Genomic DNA, 16,304 nt, shown 5'->3' with positions numbered 1-16,304 from the left:
GTCCGGGCCACGCGGCTCTAGCCTCCCCGGCGTGACTCTGGAGATCGTGACCCTGGCGCAGCGGCCCGACCTGGCGCCGCTGCTCGACACCGACTTCGACGGCGCCTGGCCGCCGTTCATGCTCTGGGATCCGATGGGCGCGCTCTACTACGGCGTCGCACACGAGACGTACCCCGAGTTCGTCTTCGCCGCCGTCGACCCGGCCGAGCCGGGCCGGGCCGTCGCCCGGGGCTACGCGGCGCCGTTGCGCTGGACGGAGGACGAGCTGCCCGACGGCGGCTGGGACCGGGTGATCCAGCGGGCCACGCTCGGCCGGCTCACCGGGTCCACCCCCAACCTGGTGTCCGCGCTGGAGATCTGCGTGCGCCCGGACCGGCGCGGCGGCGGGGTGTCCGGGCTGATGCTCGCGGCCATGCGCGCGGCGGTGGCCCGCGCCGGGTTCGACACGCTGGTGGCGCCGGTGCGCCCGAACGGCAAGGCCGACGCCCCGGACGTGCCGATGACCGAGTACGCGGCCCGCCGCCGCCCCGACGGCCTGCCGGCCGATCCGTGGCTGCGGGTGCACGTGCGGGCGGGCGGGGTGATCGAGCGGGTCGCGCCCCGGTCGATGACGGTGACCGGGACGCTCGCGGACTGGCGGCGCTGGACCGGGCTGCCGTTCGACACCTCCGGGCCGGTGCGGGTGCCGGGTGCGTTGACGCCGGTGCTCGTCGACGTCGACCACGACCACGCCGCGTACGTGGAGCCCAACGTGTGGGTACGCCACCGGCTCTGACCGGTCGTCAGGCCGGCCAGGCGTGCCCGATCCCGTCGAGCAGCAGGACCACGCCCTCGGTGGCCGCCTCCCGGTCCCGGGAGATCTCCCGGTACTCCGGCGAGGTGGACCAGCGCTCGAAGTCCTCCCGGCTGTCGAACGACAGCAGCACCGCCTTGTGGTGCGGCCACTCCCCCTCGACCACGCGCGGGCTGGTGTCGGCGGCGAGCAGCCGACCGCCGTAGCGGGCCAGCACCGGCGGGAAGGCGGCGGCATACCTGTCGTAGCGCGCCCGGTCGTGGATGGTGAGCTGCGCGAGGGCGTAGACGGTCACCGGCTCAGGCTACCGACCGCCCGAGCGCTCCGGCCTCGTCCGTCGGGCCGGATCCGCCGCCTCCGCGAGCCGGGTCGACTGTCCGGTGTGCTCTAGCCATTATGGCTCTGACCTGCGAATACTGGTAGCAGGTCCGCGCGGCGTGGGGGAAAGAGGTGGGGCACGATGATCGAGCAGGAGACCCAGCCGGAGGCCATACCCGAGCCCCGGAACACGCCGGAGGGCGGGCCGTCCCGGCCCGCCACGCCGGTTCCCGGCGCGGTGTGGCAGGTCCGCGTACGGACCAAACTCGACGACCTGTACCAGCAGCTCGCGGTGCTGTCCGCGCGCGACCCCGATCGGGCCGAGGCGCTGCGCGCGCAGCTGTCCCGGGTGGAGGTGGTGCTCGGACGCAGCGGCGTGGTCGAGTGGTTGCGCGGCGGCAACCTGGAGTACGCGTGGCAGACCATCCACTCGGTGGAGCGGGCCATGGTGGGGTTGCGCAGCCCGGACGAGCTGGCCGGGCTGCTGCCGGCGTACCGCAGCGCGGCGGCGCAGGTGCTGCCGGCCGACGACAAGGTGCTCAGCGACCTCGACACCGCGACCGGCGGGGTGCCCGTGGAGTTGCTGCGCGCCCGGGTGCAGGCGCTGCTGCTGCGCTTCCACTCCGCGTCCGACGAGTTCCACGAGTCGGCGCGGCGGCTGCGCAACCGGATGCTGGGGCTGTCGGTGTTCGCGCTGGTGGCGGAGATCCTCGTGGTGCTGGTGCAGTGGCTCAGCCACGACGTCCGGCTGCTGGAGGCGCCGACCGACGCCGGTGGCGTACCGGCCTGGCGGCTGCTGTTCTTCGTGCTGATCGCCGGGGCGCTCGGCGCGTTCCTCAGCGCGCTGCCGTCGATGATCACGTCCCGGTCCGGCGGGCTGCCCTACAAGCTGCCGTTCCAGCAGGGGCTGCTCAAGCTCGCGGTCGGCCCGCTGGTGGCGGTGGTCGGCATCATGCTGGTCATCGGCGGCCTGGTGGAGACCAGTGTGAGCAGCACCGCCGCGCTGCTGGGCCTGGCCATCGTGTTCGGCGCCGGGCAGCAGGCGGTCACCGCGTTCGCCGACCGGCGGGCGGCCGAACTGCTCGGCCCGGCGGCCAAGAGCTGATCGGGCGCGGGTCACCGGCGGCCCTGGGTAGCCTGATCCCATGATCTTCATTACCGCCAAGTTCCGGGTCCGCCCCGAAGACGCCGACAACTGGCCGCGGATCGCCGCCGACTTCACCGCCGCGACCCGGGCCGAGCCCGGCTGCCTGTGGTTCGACTGGTCCCGCAGCCTGGACGACCCGACCGAGTACGTGCTGGTCGAGGCGTTCCGCGACGACGAGGCGGGCGCGGCGCACGTGCAGTCGGAGCACTTCCGCGAAGCCCAGCGCACGCTGCCGCCACACCTGGCCGAGACGCCCCGGATCGTCAACGTGACGGTGCCGCAGCAGGACTGGTCGCGCCTGGGCGAGATGGCCGTACCCGGCGACGCCTGACCGGACGGCGCAACTGCGCGCGGGCGGCGCGGCGGGCCGCCCGCGCGGCCGGTCAGGGGATGGTCAGGCCGTAGGCGGCGAGGATCTCCAGGATCGGCTGGTAGTAGCTGGTGCCACCGCTCGTGCAGTTGCCACTGCCGCCGGACAGGACGCCGAGGACGACGCCGGTCGCGGCCACGTAGAGCGGGCCGCCGCTGTCGCCCGGCTCGGCGCAGATGTTCGTGCGGATGAGCCCGGTGACGCTGCCCTCGGCGTAGTTGACTGTGGCGTTCAACCCGGTGACGGTGCCGCACCGCACGCCGGTGGTGGCGCCGCTGCGGCAGACCGCCTGACCGACGTACGCGCTGCCGGCGGCGGTTACGGTGACCTGCCCCGGGTAGGTGTGGATCGCGCCCGGGTGGGCGACGGTTCCGGTGTAGCGGACCACGCCGTAGTCGTTGCCGGGGAAGCTGCTGCCGGTCCGGCTGCCCAGCACCGTCGTGCGGGCGCTGTCGGCGTACCAGGTGGCGGCGAGGCGCGTGCAGTGTCCGGCGGTGACGAAGTACCAGGTGGCGCCGCTGCGCACGTTCGCGCCCAGTGAACAGCGCCCGCCGCCGCCGTAGATCGCCTGACCGCCGGCGATGAGCGTACGCAGCCGTCCGGGTTCGTGGCGCAGCACCGCGCCGGCCCGGGCCGCGGTCCGGCGCAGCGCGGCCAGCTCGCTGCCGCGTACCGTGTCGTCGGCGGTGACCGTGAGCCGGCCGGTGGCCGGGTCGTGCTCCCAGGCGGTGCCGGGCGTGCGGATCCCGGCGAGCGCGGCGGGCCCGGCCGGTGGAGTGGCGACGCCGGCCCGGGCGACCGCCGGAGCGCCGGTCAGCAGGACGGCGAGGACGAGTACGACGAGCGCGGGTCGGCGCATCCTCCGGGACCTCCTCCATCGTCTACGGTCGATTGGCACAGCATCAGCCCGCGGGCGCGATCCACTCAACCGGCAGAACCGGCGATTCCCGAAACTTCCGGAGTCGCGGCGGGCGGTGCGCGCGCCCGTCCCCCCGCGCCCGCCCTCGGATTCCCGCCCTCCACCCGCCACCGCGTGCCCCGATGTCGACGCATCGAGGTGATTAAGTTTTCGGAACGCTTCCGGTAGGCTCCGGGCAGAGATTCGCTTCGATCCACTCACGATGTGCCGGGGAGTCGCTCCCCGAGCTGGCGCGGCCATCGGGCGACCGCGCGGAGCCGACATCGTGGCGGGCGGTGGCCGAGGCGAGCCGATCCCATTGACAGGCTAGAGAGGCGTTCAGATGGACAAGGTGCTCGCCCGCGGCAGCGGGAGCGCGGCAGCCCGGTCACGCCCGCGGACCGCTGTGGTCGCGATGGTGGCGGGGGCCGCGATGGTCGCCGCCACGATAGCGGTGGCGACCAGCGCCAGCGCCGGCACGACGCTCGGCGCGTCGGCGGCGGAGCAGGGCCGGTACTTCGGCACGGCGGTCGCGGTGAACAAGTTGTCCGACAGCACGTACGTCGGCATCCTGAACCGCGAATTCAACATGGTCACCGCCGAGAACGAGATGAAGTGGGACGCCACCGAGCCGTCCCGGAACCAGTTCAACTTCACCAACGGCGACCGGCTCGTCGCGCACGCCCAGGCCAATGGCATGCGGGTACGCGGCCACGCGCTGCTCTGGCACCAGCAGCAGCCCGGGTGGACGGGAAGCCTGTCCGGCAGCGCGTTGCGCGACGCGATGATCAACCACGTCACCCAGGTCGCCACCCACTACCGGGGCAAGATCCACTCCTGGGACGTGGTGAACGAGGCGTTCGACGACGGCAACAGCGGCGCCCGCCGCAACTCGAACCTCCAGCAGACCGGCAACGACTGGATCGAGGCCGCGTTCCGTGCCGCGCGCGCCGCCGACCCGGGCGCCAAGCTCTGCTACAACGACTACAACATCGACAACTGGAGCTGGGCCAAGACCCAGGGCGTCTACAACATGGTGCGGGACTTCAAGTCCCGGGGCGTGCCGATCGACTGCGTCGGCCTCCAGTCGCACTTCAACAGCGGGTCGCCGTACCCGAGCAACTACCGCACCACGCTGCAGAACTTCGCCGCGCTCGGCGTCGACGTGCAGATCACCGAGCTGGACATCGAGGGCTCCGGCAGCAGCCAGGCCACCTCGTACGGCAACGTGACCCGGGACTGCCTGGCCGTGGCGCGCTGCAACGGCATCACCGTGTGGGGCATCCGCGACACCGACTCGTGGCGGGCCAGCGGCACCCCGCTGCTGTTCGACGGCAGCGGCAACAAGAAGCAGGCGTACACCGCCGTGCTGAACGCGCTCAACGAGGGCGGCACCCCGCCGCCCACCACCGCGCCGCCGACCAGCACCCCGCCCACCTCGACGCCGCCGACCAGCACGCCGCCGACCAGTGAGCCGCCGACGACGACTCCGCCGCCGACCGGCGCCTGCACCGCCACGATCACCACCAACCAGTGGCCGGGCGGCTTCGTCACCAACGTACGGATCACCGCGGGTTCCAGCGGGCTCAACGGGTGGACCGTGTCGCTCACCGTGCCGTCGGGCTCGGCGGTCACGAACACCTGGAGCGCCCAGGCCAGCGGCACCACCGGCGCGGTGACGTTCCGCAACGTGGACTACAACCGCCAGGTCGGTGCCGGTGGCACCACCGAGTTCGGATTCCAGGGCACCGGCACGGCGCCCTCCGGCACGCCGGCCTGCGCGGCCGGCTGACAGTCGGCGCGACCCGGCACGGGAGTCCCGTGCCGGGTCGCGTCCCCGGCGGTCGCCGGCCGGCGACCGGCGACCGTACAGTGGGGCAGGTCCTGTTCCACCGTTTCGTCCGGAAGGACCACAGTGAACCGACGCATCAGGACCGTCCTCGGCGTCGCCCTGGCCGCCACCCTCGTCACCACCGCCGCCCCGGCCCCCGCCGCCTCCGCCCACGACCGCCGTCCCACGGTCATCACGCTGCCGGACGGCTTCCAGCCGGAGGGCGTCGCCGCCGCCGGCCGCTACGCCTGGTTCGGGTCGCGGGCCACCGGTGAGATCTACCGCGCCGACCTGATCACCGGGGCGGGCAAGCAGGTCAGCCCCGCCACCGGCACCCCGTCGCTCGGCCTGAAGGTCGACGCGCGGGGCCGGCTCTTCGTCGCCGGCGGCACCGCCGGGGACGCCCGGGTCGTCGACACCCGCACCGGCGCCGTGCTCGCGAGCTACCGGTTCGCCGAGGCGCCGACGTTCGTCAACGACGTGACGCTCACCCGCGACGCCGCCTGGTTCACCGACTCGAACCGGCCGGTGCTCTACCGCCTGCCGCTCGGACGCGGCGGCAAGCTGCCGCCCGCCGACGGCTTCACCACGCTGCCGCTGACCGGTGACTTCCAGCAGACCGGCACCGGCGTCAACCTCAACGGCATCGCGCCCACCCCGGACGGGCGCGCGCTGATCGTCGTGCAGTCGAACACCGGCACGCTGTTCCGGGTGGGCCCGGCCACCGGCGTCACCACCGCCGTCGACGTGCCGGGCGCCACCTTCCTCAACGGTGACGGCCTGCTGCTGCTCGGCCGCAGGCTGTACGTGGTGCAGAATTTCCTCAACCAGGTCGCCGTGGTCGACCTGAACCGCGCCGGCACGGCCGGCGTCGCCCGAGGCGTCATCACCGACCCGGGCTTCGACGTGCCGACCACGGTGGCCGCCGCGTTCGGCCGGCTCTACCTGCCGAACGGCCGGTTCACCACCCCGCCGACTCCGACCACCCCGTACACGGTCGTCGCTGTCGACGCGCGCTGAGCCACGCCGGCCGCCACCCTCTCCGGGTGGCGGCCGGTTCACTCCTCCATCTCCGGCCCGAGCAGGCGGATCTCCTCGATGTCGATGGCCGCCTGGAGCTGCCGCAGCACCACGTCGTCGATCTGCCTGGTGTTGCGCAGCCGGGTGATCTCCTGCCGCTTGTGGTCGAGCACCCGCAACCGCAGCCGTCGGGCCATCTCCCGCTCCCCCTCCGCCTCCTCGCCGCCGGGGTCGCGCGCGGCGGCCAGGTGGTCCTCGTAGTCGGCGCGCAGCCGGTCCACCGTGTCCTGGGTGGCGCCCACGTCGCTGGCGGCCCGGGGCAGCGCCTCCAGGGCTGCCTCGGTGGCCCGGATCCGGGCCCAGCGCACCTCGTCGTCGCGTTCCTGGTCGCCGGTCAGGCCGGCCCAGCTCACGACGGCGGGCAGCGTGGTGCCCTGCACCAGCATGATCAGCACGATCACCACCACGGTGACGAAGATGATCAGGTCGCGTTCGCGCACGTTGCTGCCGTCGTGCATGGTGACCGGCACGGCCAGCGCGGCCGCGAGCGAGACGGCGCCGCGGAACCCGGCCCAGCCCACCGCGGTACGCATGCGGAAGTCGAAGTGCCGCGCCCGGCTCGACTCCCGCCGGTCCGCCCGTTGCAGCGCCGACACCGACAGGTGCACCCAGAGCAGCCGGATCATCACCACGACCAGGGCGACGAGCACCGCGATGCCGAGCGACGCGGCCGGCGAGTGGCTGGTGATGCTGCGCAGTGAACGCGGCACCTGCGTGCCGAGCAGCACGAACAGGCCGCCGTTGATCATGAAGGTGGAGAGGTCCCAGAACGCGAACGCGGTGACCCGGGAGCGGGCCCGGATCACCCGGGGCGCGGCGTAGGACAGCAACAGTCCGGACACCACCACCGCGAGCACGCCGCTGGCGTGCACCGCGTCGGCGAGCAGGAACGCGACGAACGGGGTGAGGATGCTCAGCCCGCCCTCGCGCATCGGGTCGTCGACGTGCTTGCGGATCAGCACCACGACCGCGCCGACGAGCAGTCCCGCGGCCACGCCGCCGGCCGACTTGCCGATGAACTCGCCGGTGAGCAGCAGCGGCCCGGGCACCGTCCCGCCCGCGATCACGCCGGCCGCCACGGCGAAGAGCACGAGCGCCGTACCGTCGTTGACCAGGCTCTCCGCGCGCAGCGTGGTGAGGATGCCGCGCGGCATCCGTTTGGCCAGGCCGGCCACGGCGGCGGCGTCGGTGGGGGCCAGGACCGCGCCGAGCACCCAGGCGGCGGACGCCGCCACGCCGAGAGCCTGCGCGGTGAACGCGACAGCGGCCATCGTGATGATCACCAGCACGACGGCGAGGCCGATGATCACCACCAGGTTGGCGCGGATCTCGCGCAGGCTGATGACCAGGCTCTCCCGGTAGAGGATGGCCGGGAGGAACAGCACCAGCACGACCTCGGGCTCAAGGATCAGGTTGTCGAACGGCGGCAGCAGGCCGATCAGCGCGCCCATGGCGATCAGCAGCACGGGCGGCGCGACGCTGTAGCGACCGCCGATCGTGGTCCCGACGAGCACTGTCGCGCCGAGCACCGTGATCAGCAGGAGTGCTTCCACGCCGTACCCCCGTCACCGTTCCCCCGGGTCCCTACCGTGCCCCACGACGGCGCCCGGACGGGGCGGAATCGGTGATCGTTACTCGAAGCGGGCCGGGTCTCCGGCGCCGCGACGCAGGATCTCCGGCTCCTCGCCGGACAGGTCGACCACGGTGGTCGGCTCGAGCCCGCAGTCACCGGCGTCGACCACGGCGTCGATCAGGTGGTCGAGCCGTTCCTTGATCTCCCAGCCCTGGGTCATCGGCTCGTCCTCGCCGGGCAGCAGCAGCGTGCTGGACAGCAGCGGCTCACCCAGTTCGGCCAGCAGCGCCTGGGTCACCGTGTGGCTCGGCACGCGCGCCCCGACCACCCGCCGGCGCGGGTCCTGCAACCGCCGGGGCACCTCGGCGGTGGCCGGCAGCAGGAACGTGTAGCTGCCCGGGATGACGGACTTGACCTGGCGGAAGACCGCATTGCTGAGCTTGACGAACTGGCCGAGCTGGGCGAAGTCGGCGCACACGAGCGTGAACGGGTGCCGGTCGTCGAGCCGCCGGATCTCGCGGATGCGTTCCACGCCGTCGCGGTTGCCGATCCGGCAGCCGAGCGCGTAGCAGGAGTCCGTCGGGTACGCGATCACCCCGTCGGCGCGCAGCAGGTCCACCACCTGCCGGATCACGCGGGGCTGGGGGTTGTCCGGATGCAGGTCGTAGTACCTCGCCACGACGGCCAGCCTATGCCCGCGACCTGGCGGGCGCAGGTTTGGCCGGGGCGGTTTCCGGAAACAGGTGGGGGCCGTTCACGACAGGGGGACCGAATCATGTCCGAAGCCAGCACAGACCGCGTCACCGACCGCCCCGCGGAGGTGACCGATCCGCTGCTGTGGGACCTGGCCGCCGCGGTGGCAGACGCGCACCAGCCCGACGCCGAACGTGTCTGCGCGAGCCCGAGCTGCGCTGGGGCCGCCTGGCCCTGCGGCGCGTGGAACAACGCGCAGGCGGGGCTGAGCGCCGCCCGCGCGCCCCGGCAGTCCGCCGGCTCGCCGCAGTCCGCCTCGCGGCCCGTCGCCGGACAGCCGGGCGCCAGCCGGCCCGGTGCCGCCGGTGAGCCGGGCACGGCCGCGGCACGGACCGACGCGCGGAGCCTCGCCGCCACCGCCGCCTGACGCAGCGTAGGCACACGCGTCCTCACGCCGCCCCCGGCCGCCTCGGCCCGGGGCGGCGCTCGTGCGCACCGTCGAGCCTGGTCAGCGCGCTTCGTGAGGTGATCGAAGGGTCGATCGCGAGCGCGGGAGAGCGCTCTCTTCGGTAACAAGACATTGACGGATCCGTAACCCGAACCTTACTGTCCCTTCTCAAGAGAGCGCTCTCACGACTGCCGCACCACCACTCCGTACCCCGCCTTCTCCTCGTGAAGGGGACCTCCATGACCCTCCTGCGGGACTTCTCTCCCGACCCCGTACCCCCGACCGCGCCCGTCCCGTCCCCGGCCCGCCGTCGCGGACTGCGGGCGACCGCCCTCGTCGCCGCGTCCGTGCTGGCCGCCGGCCTGCTGGGCGCCGTGGTCGGCGGCGGCGGCACCGCCACCGCCGGCGCCGTCGGCGCGGGCAGCTACACCGAGACGCTGCCGCCCGGCGCCCTGCTGCCCAAGGGCTGCGGCGCGATCAGCACCAACCCGCGCATCTTCACCACCGCCGACGCGCCCGCCGGCGCCATCCCCACGAACGACTGGTGGTCGTCGCTGATCTGGAAGCGCAACAACTGCGCCGGCAGCGAGAACCTGCACGCCCACCCGCTGGCGTTCAAGGCCGAGAACAACGGGCTCGGCCTGTCGTACACCACCACGCCCGCCATCAGCGGCACCGCGACCGGCGTCGGCGAGTTCCACTACCCGTACGGCGAGGACGTCCGCGTCGGGATGCCCGGACTGTCGGCGCCGGTGGTCAAGGCCGCCGGCTGGAGCGACTGGACGGTCACCGCCGACTGGAGCGACGGCAGCCGCACCATGCGCGCCACCATCGGCCACGGGCTGCCGTTCAGCTACTACACGGTCAGCGGCGGCACCGCGCAGCTCACCGCCACCGCGACGCCCACCGTGTGGCGCAACTCCGGCGCCACCATCGGCTTCACGGTCAACGGCCACGACTACGTCGCGTACGCCCCCACCGGCGCGACCTGGACCGTCAACGGCGCCGGCATCAGCTCGACGCTGGCCGGCAAGGGGTACTTCTCGGTGGCGGTGCTGCCCGGCGGCGGTGACCGGGCCGCCCTGGCCGACACCTACGGCCGGTACGCCCACGCCCACGTCACCGGCACCCGGATGAGCTACACGTACGACCCGTCGGCGGGAACGGTGCGCACCACGTACGCGTTCACCACCACGCCCCGCGAGGGCAGCGAGACGAAGACCGTGGTGGCGCTCTACCCGCACCAGTGGCGCAGCCTCACCGGCGCCACCCCGATCACCCCGACGTACGTCTCGGCGCGCGGCGCCATGCGGGTGCTCACCGGTGTGCCGTCGTTCACCACCACGATGCGCTTCACCGGCGTGCTGCCCGAGGTGCCCGCCGTCGGCGACTCCAGCGGCGCCGACCTGGCCACCGTCACCGGCTACCTGAACGCCGAGCAGGGCAACCCGGAAGGCGTCAGCGGCACCGACACGTACTGGGCCGGCAAGGGACTCGGCCGGGCCGCCCGGATCGCCGAGATCGCCGACCAGCTCGGGCAGACCTCGGTCCGCGACGCGGCGGTGACCGCGATGAAGAACCGGCTGACCAACTGGCTCACCGCGAGCTCGGGCGAGACCGGCCAGCTCTTCTACTACGACCGCAACTGGGGCACGCTCATCGGCTACCCCGCCTCGTACGGCTCCGACGAGGACCTCAACGACCACCACTTCCACTACGGCTACTTCATCGCCGCCGCCGCCACGGTCGCCAAGTTCGACCCCGGCTGGGCCGACGACAGCCGCTACGGCGGCATGATCGACCTGCTCATCCGCGACGCCAACAACTACGACCGCGCCGACAGCCGCTTCCCCTACCTGCGGGACTTCGACATCTACGCCGGGCACGACTGGGCCTCCGGGCTGGCGCCGTTCTTCGCCGGCAACAACCAGGAGTCCTCGTCGGAGGGGATGAACTTCGCCAACGCCCTGATCCAGTGGGGTCAGGCCACCGGCGACACCGCCGTGCGCGACGCCGGGGTCTACCTGTGGACCACCCAGTCCGCGGCCATCTCCGAGTACTGGTTCGACGTGTACGACCAGAACTTTCCGGCCGCGTTCGGGCACAAGACGGTCGGCATGGTGTGGGGCGACGGCGGGTCGTACTCCACCTGGTTCTCCGCGGCGCCGGAGATGATCCAGGGCATCAACATGCTGCCGATCACCGGCGGTCACCTCTACCTGGGCGACTTCCCCGAGTACGTCAAGGCCAACTACGCCGAGCTGGTCACCAACAAGGGCGGCCCGCCGACGGTGTGGCAGGACATCATCTGGGAGTTCCTGGCCCTCGGCGACGGCGAGCAGGCGCTGCGCAACTTCCGCGCGAACAGCGGGTTCACCAGCGAGGAGGGCGAGAGCAAGGCGCACACGTTCCACTGGATCCGCAACCTGGCCGCGCTCGGCACCGTGGACACCACGGTCACCGCGAACCACCCGCTGGCGAAGGTGTTCGTCAAGAACGGCGTCCGCACCTACGTGGCGTCGAACATCACCGCCCGGCCGCTCACCGTCACGTTCTCCAACGGCGTCACGCTCGCCGTGCCGGCCGGCAAGACCGCCACGTCCGGGGCGTACACGTGGAGCGGCGGCAACGCCACCGGCGGCGGGACCGTGCCGACCGGCACGCCGACGACCTCGACGCCCAGCCCCACCCCCACCACCGCGAGTCCCACGCCGACCTCCGCCAGCCCCAGCCCGACGGGTACGGGCAGCGCGCTGAAGCCGGTCCGGTACCTGCGCTCGGGCGGCGGGCTGGACGGCGCCGCCGGCACCGCCGGCACGGTGAACGTGGCGGCGGCGAACGGCAACCACGACGGCACGCCGACCAACCCGCAGGTGTTCACCGCCACCGGGCTGACCGGCACGTACACCGGCGGGGCGACCGCCTTCGACCTGGCCGTCGACGCCGGCACGGCGATCGGCAACGGCGTCCAGATCCGGGTCTCCTACGACCTGACCGGCAACGGCAGCGTCGAGCGGGTGGAGACCTACCGGTACTTCGCCACCGATCCGATCCCGGGCGCGGAGCGCTACCGGCAGACCCAGGGCCTGCTCTCGGCCACCGGCACGCTGGGCAATCTGTCCGGCGGCACGGTACGCGTCGAGGTGTGGAACGCCATCGGCGGCGCGCCCACGATCCTCGGCGTCGGCAACAGCTCGACGGTCACCTTGCCGTACGGTTCCTGACCCGAAGCTCCTGAACGCGCGACTCCGGCGCCCCGGCCCTCGTGGCCGGGGCGCCGGCTCGATGCGTCCCCGGCCACGACCGCCGTCGCCGGCGGCCCGGCGGGATCAGGCGGTCACGTGCGCGCTGTCGCCCGCTGTCGCGGCGAACGACGTGCCGCTGACCATGCGCGCCGCGTCGGAGGCGAGGAACACCACCAGCGGCGCGACGTCCTCCGGCTCCACCCACGGCACGCCCAGCGGCGTCTTCGCCCGCAGCGCCCCGACCGCTTCCCGCTCCACCTCGGCCAGGTCACCCGACGGTGACTTCCCCGCCTCCACCAGCGCCTGCACGTAACGGTCCCGGTGCCGGGTCAGCGCGGTGTCGACCAGCCCCGGGATCACCGCGTTCACCGTCACGCCGTGCGGCCCGAGTTCCAGCGCGGCGGACTTCATCAGCCCAATGAGCCCCCACTTGGACGCCGAGTACGCGGACCCGTTCGTGGTGCCGTGCTGTCCCTGGGTGGACGACGTGATGACGATCCGCCCGCCGCCGCGCCGTACCAGCAGTGGCGCGAACACCCGCAGCACGTTCGCGGCGCCGGTGAGGTTCACGTCGATCTGGTCGTGCCAGTGCTGGTCGGTCATCTCCAGCAGCGGCGCGAACGCTTGGATGCCGGCGTTGGCGAACAGCACGTCCACGCCGCCGTGCTCCCGCTCGACCGCCTCGGCGAACGCGCGTACCGCCCCGATGTCGCGCTGGTCGGCCACGTGCGCGGACCAGCGGGCGCCGGCCGCCGTCACCCGGCGCCCGGTCTCGGCCAGGTCCTCCGGGGTGGCGGGCGGGAGGTCCAGGATCGGGCTGACCGGCCCGGCGACGTCCATCCCGGCCACGTCCGCGCCCGACTCGGCCAGCGCCACCGCCGCGGCCCGGCCGATCCCCCGCGCCGCGCCGGTGACCACAGCGACCCGCCCCGACAACACGCCCGCAGTCACCCCTCCCGTGGACTCCCCCTCCCGCACCGTAAGCCCTGCCGTCCCCGCCCCGCCCGCGATCAAGCCCTCGGTACGCCAGCCCAGCTCACGGCGCCCGCTCCCCTCGTCCCCGAACTGGTGTCGATCACGCGAAAAGCCGGCACTCCGCGGACGTCGCTACGGCGAGGTGGCCTCGGCCAGCAACTCCAGCACGTGCCGGTACGGCTGCCCGGTCGCCCGCGCCAGCCCGATCTCGCACGTACGGTTCACCGAGGCGTACCCGTCGAAGGCGCGTGCCGTGACGGCGGCGGCCTCGGCCCGGGTGGCCGACGCGGTCAGCTCCGGGTGCAGCAGTCCCCGGTCCCCGGCGAAGCCGCAGCACTGCCAGCCCTCCGGGACGACCACCTCGTCGGCGACCGCGCGGGCCACGGTGAGCAGCGCGTCGTCGAGTCCGAGGCGGACCGACGAGCAGGTCGGGTGCAGCGCGAGCGAGCCGATCCGGCGGCGCACTGTCAGCCGGGGCAGCAGCGTGCCGGCGGTGTACGCGACGGCGTCGACGACCCGCACGTCCCCGGCGCCGTCGAGCAGCCGCTCGAAGCCCTCGGTGCAGGACGCGGCGTCGCTGACCACCGGCAGCGCGCCGTCGCGGCTGGCGGCGCGCAGCACCGGCGGGACGCGGTCGCGCACCTGCCGGTAGCCGTCGGTGAGTCCCTTCGACGACCAGGGGGTGCCGCAGCACAGGTCGCCGATGCCGTCGGGCACGAGCAGGCGTACGCCGGCCCGCTCGGCGAGCGTGAGCAGCGCGGCAGCCACGCCGGTGCCGCCATCGGCCGGGGCGAACAGCGTGCCCAGGCAGGACGGCACGAACACGGCGTCCGGGTCGTCGGCCGGGTGGGGGCGGCGCGGAGTGCCGCCGCGCGGCAGGTCCCGTTGCCACTGCGGCACCCGGTCGGCGCCGAGCACCGCGCGGGCGGCCCGGGTGGCGGCCTCGGGCAGCGCGGCGGGCAGCGCCCCGGCCAGATCGAGTCCCCGGGCCATGCCCCGGGTGGTGGCGCCCCAGCGGCGGGCCGCGCCGCGCCAGGCGGTCCCCGCCGCCCGGCCGTGCTCCTGCGCGCGCAGCCGCTTGACCAGGTCACCGGTGTTGATCAGCACCGGGCAGGCGGTGGCGCACATGCCGTCGACGGCGCAGGTCTGCACCGCGTCGTAGTCGTAGTCGTCGGTCAGTTCCCGGACCAGCGCGGTGTCGCCGGCGGCCTGCGCTGCGGCGATCTCCCGGCGCAGCACGATGCGCTGCCGGGGCGTGGTGGTGAGGTCGCGGCTGGGGCAGACCGGCTCGCAGTAGCCGCACTCGACGCAGCGGTCCACCTCCTCCTCCACCGTCGGCACGGTCTTGAGGTGCCGCATGTGGATCTCCGGGTCGTCGCTGAGCAGCACCCCCGGGTTGAGCACGCCGTCGGGGTCGCAGAGCGTCTTCAGCTCGCGCATCACCTCGTACAGCTCGTCGCCGAACTGGCGGCGCACGTAGGGGGCCATCACCCGGCCGGTGCCGTGCTCGGCCTTGAGCGTGCCGCCGTGGCCGAGCACCAGGTCGACCATCTCCTCGGTGAAGTCGGCGTAGCGCGCCGGGGCCGCACCGCCGTCGAAGCGCTCGTTGAGCATGAAGTGCAGGTTGCCGTCCTTGGCGTGGCCGAAGATGACGCTGTCGGCGTACCGGTGCCGCTCGAACAGCTCGGCCAGCGACGCGCAGGTGCCGGCGAGCGCCTCGACCGGCACGGCGATGTCCTCCAGCAGCGCGGTGGTGCCGGACGGGCGCGCGCCGGCCACCGCCGCGTACAGGCCCTTGCGGATGTGCCACAGCGCGGCCCGGGCGGCCGGTTCGCCGCTGAGCCGCGCCGGTGCGCTCAGCGGCAGGCCGGCCAGCACCGGTCCGGCGTCGGCGACCCGGTGAGCGAGCGCCGCCGCGTCGGACTCCTGCCACTCGGCGAGCAGCGCGGCGTGCCCGCGCACGGCCAGGCCGCGCAGCGTGGCGTCCGCCTTCGGGTCCCGCTGGGCGACCCGCAGGGCGGCGGCGTCGAGCAGCTCGACCGCCGCCGGCCCGGCGGCCACCAGCGCCGGCATCGCGGCCATCGCCGCGCCGAGGGAGTCGAAGACCAGCAGGCCCGTCGCGGCATGGCGGTGCACGGGTACGGTGCGGAACGTCGCCGACGCGACGAACGCGAGCGTGCCCTCGCTGCCCACCACGAGCCGGGTGAGCAGATTGGCCGGGTCGTCGTGGTCGAGGAACGCGTTCACGCCGTACCCCATGGTGTTCTTCATGGCGTACTGGGCGCGGATGCGGCGCACCGAGTCGGGATTGCCGCGTACCCGGTCGCGCAGCCGCAGCAGCCCGGCGTGCAGCGCCGGTTCGGCGGCGCGCAGCCGGGCGTCGGCGTCCGGGGCGCCGGTGTCCAGCACGCTGCCGCTGGGCAGCACGAGGACCAGCGACTCCAGCGTCCGGTACGTGTTGAACTCGGTTCCGCAGGTCATGCCGCTGGAGTTGTTGGCGACCACGCCGCCGACCGTGCACGCGGACTCGCTGGCCGGGTCGGGGCCGAGCTTGCGGCCGTACGGCGCGAGCCGCGCGTTCACCTGCCGCAGCACCACCCCCGGTTGGACCCGCACCCGCCGCCCGTCGTCGAGCACCGTGAGGTCGCGGAAGTGCCGTCGCACGTCGACGAGCAGCCGGTCGGTGACGGCCTGGCCGCTGAGGCTGGTGCCGCCGGAGCGGAACGTCAGCGGGGTGCCGGTTCGGCGGCTGTGCGCCAGCAGCGCGGCGATCTGACCGGCGTCGGCCGGGGTGATCACCGCGCCGGGGTGCAGCAGATAGTGCGAGGCGTCGTGGGCCATCCGCAGCCGGTCCGCGGCCCGGGTCGCCACGCCGCCGGGCACCACCGACTCCAGTCCGGCCCGCGTGGACGCGCTCAGCTCCGTCATGATCA

General features: G+C 73.6%; 13 protein-coding genes. 7 read left to right on the top strand and 6 right to left on the bottom strand.

Annotated elements, in window-relative coordinates; all coding sequences use genetic code 11:
- Nucleotides 1-31: 31 nt before the first annotated feature.
- Nucleotides 32-775, top strand: coding sequence for a hypothetical protein (locus A8711_RS15745; RefSeq protein ID WP_064445858.1), 744 nt, complete (start codon nt 32-34; stop codon nt 773-775).
- 7 nt (nt 776-782) lie between these two features.
- On the opposite strand, the gene A8711_RS15740 is transcribed toward A8711_RS15745, so the two are convergent.
- Nucleotides 783-1,088 (bottom strand): DUF1330 domain-containing protein, encoded by a 306-nt coding sequence (locus A8711_RS15740; protein WP_043323825.1) that lies wholly within the window; start codon nt 1,086-1,088, stop codon nt 783-785.
- 165 nt (nt 1,089-1,253) lie between these two features.
- On the opposite strand from A8711_RS15740, the gene A8711_RS15735 reads away from it, so the two are divergent.
- Entirely contained in the window at nt 1,254-2,216 is a 963-nt protein-coding gene (locus tag A8711_RS15735; protein ID WP_064445857.1) for a hypothetical protein, read from the top strand.
- Nucleotides 2,217-2,256: 40 nt separating this feature from the next.
- The gene (locus A8711_RS15730) at nt 2,257-2,589 is read left to right on the top strand and encodes a putative quinol monooxygenase (RefSeq protein WP_043323822.1); all 333 of its coding nucleotides are present in this window, start codon (nt 2,257-2,259) and stop codon (nt 2,587-2,589) included.
- Nucleotides 2,590-2,641: 52 nt separating this feature from the next.
- Here the strand turns inward: A8711_RS15730 and A8711_RS15725 are convergent, their stop codons facing one another.
- Nucleotides 2,642-3,487, bottom strand: coding sequence for a S1 family peptidase (locus tag A8711_RS15725; RefSeq protein ID WP_069088623.1), 846 nt, complete (start codon nt 3,485-3,487; stop codon nt 2,642-2,644).
- Between the two features lie 382 nt (nt 3,488-3,869).
- Between A8711_RS15725 and A8711_RS15720 the strand changes: the two genes are divergently transcribed.
- Together A8711_RS15720 and A8711_RS15715 are read left to right on the top strand one after the other, a co-directional pair.
- Nucleotides 3,870-5,318 (top strand): endo-1,4-beta-xylanase, encoded by a 1,449-nt coding sequence (locus A8711_RS15720; RefSeq protein WP_043323818.1) that lies wholly within the window; start codon nt 3,870-3,872, stop codon nt 5,316-5,318.
- Between the two features lie 123 nt (nt 5,319-5,441).
- Nucleotides 5,442-6,377 carry a superoxide dismutase gene (locus A8711_RS15715; RefSeq protein WP_069088622.1) on the top strand — a complete coding sequence of 312 codons (936 nt, stop codon included), beginning with the start codon at nt 5,442-5,444 and terminating at the stop codon, nt 6,375-6,377.
- Between the two features lie 38 nt (nt 6,378-6,415).
- Here A8711_RS15715 and A8711_RS15710 read toward each other — a convergent pair whose 3' ends face one another.
- Entirely contained in the window at nt 6,416-7,990 is a 1,575-nt protein-coding gene (locus tag A8711_RS15710) for a Na+/H+ antiporter (RefSeq protein WP_176722813.1), read from the bottom strand.
- 78 nt (nt 7,991-8,068) lie between these two features.
- Nucleotides 8,069-8,689 (bottom strand): L-threonylcarbamoyladenylate synthase, encoded by a 621-nt coding sequence (locus tag A8711_RS15705; protein WP_064445853.1) that lies wholly within the window; start codon nt 8,687-8,689, stop codon nt 8,069-8,071.
- 96 nt (nt 8,690-8,785) lie between these two features.
- On the opposite strand from A8711_RS15705, the gene A8711_RS15700 reads away from it, so the two are divergent.
- Together A8711_RS15700 and A8711_RS15695 are read left to right on the top strand one after the other, a co-directional pair.
- Nucleotides 8,786-9,130 (top strand): hypothetical protein, encoded by a 345-nt coding sequence (locus A8711_RS15700; protein ID WP_083297021.1) that lies wholly within the window; start codon nt 8,786-8,788, stop codon nt 9,128-9,130.
- A gap of 260 nt (nt 9,131-9,390) precedes the next feature.
- Entirely contained in the window at nt 9,391-12,375 is a 2,985-nt protein-coding gene (locus A8711_RS15695) for a glycosyl hydrolase (RefSeq protein WP_069088621.1), read from the top strand.
- 105 nt (nt 12,376-12,480) lie between these two features.
- Here the strand turns inward: A8711_RS15695 and A8711_RS15690 are convergent, their stop codons facing one another.
- The gene (locus tag A8711_RS15690; protein WP_069088620.1) at nt 12,481-13,347 is read right to left on the bottom strand and encodes an SDR family NAD(P)-dependent oxidoreductase; all 867 of its coding nucleotides are present in this window, start codon (nt 13,345-13,347) and stop codon (nt 12,481-12,483) included.
- A gap of 156 nt (nt 13,348-13,503) precedes the next feature.
- On the bottom strand, nt 13,504-16,299 hold the full coding sequence (locus tag A8711_RS15685; protein ID WP_069088692.1) for an FAD-binding and (Fe-S)-binding domain-containing protein: 2,796 nt from the start codon (nt 16,297-16,299) through the stop codon (nt 13,504-13,506).
- Between the last annotated feature and the right edge of the window lie 5 nt (nt 16,300-16,304).

The organism is Micromonospora sp. II, assembly GCF_001709195.1.
GTDB lineage: Bacteria > Actinomycetota > Actinomycetes > Mycobacteriales > Micromonosporaceae > Micromonospora > Micromonospora chalcea.
The sequence above is the reverse complement of the archived record's forward strand: the minus strand, read 5'-3'. Positions and strand labels throughout refer to the sequence as shown.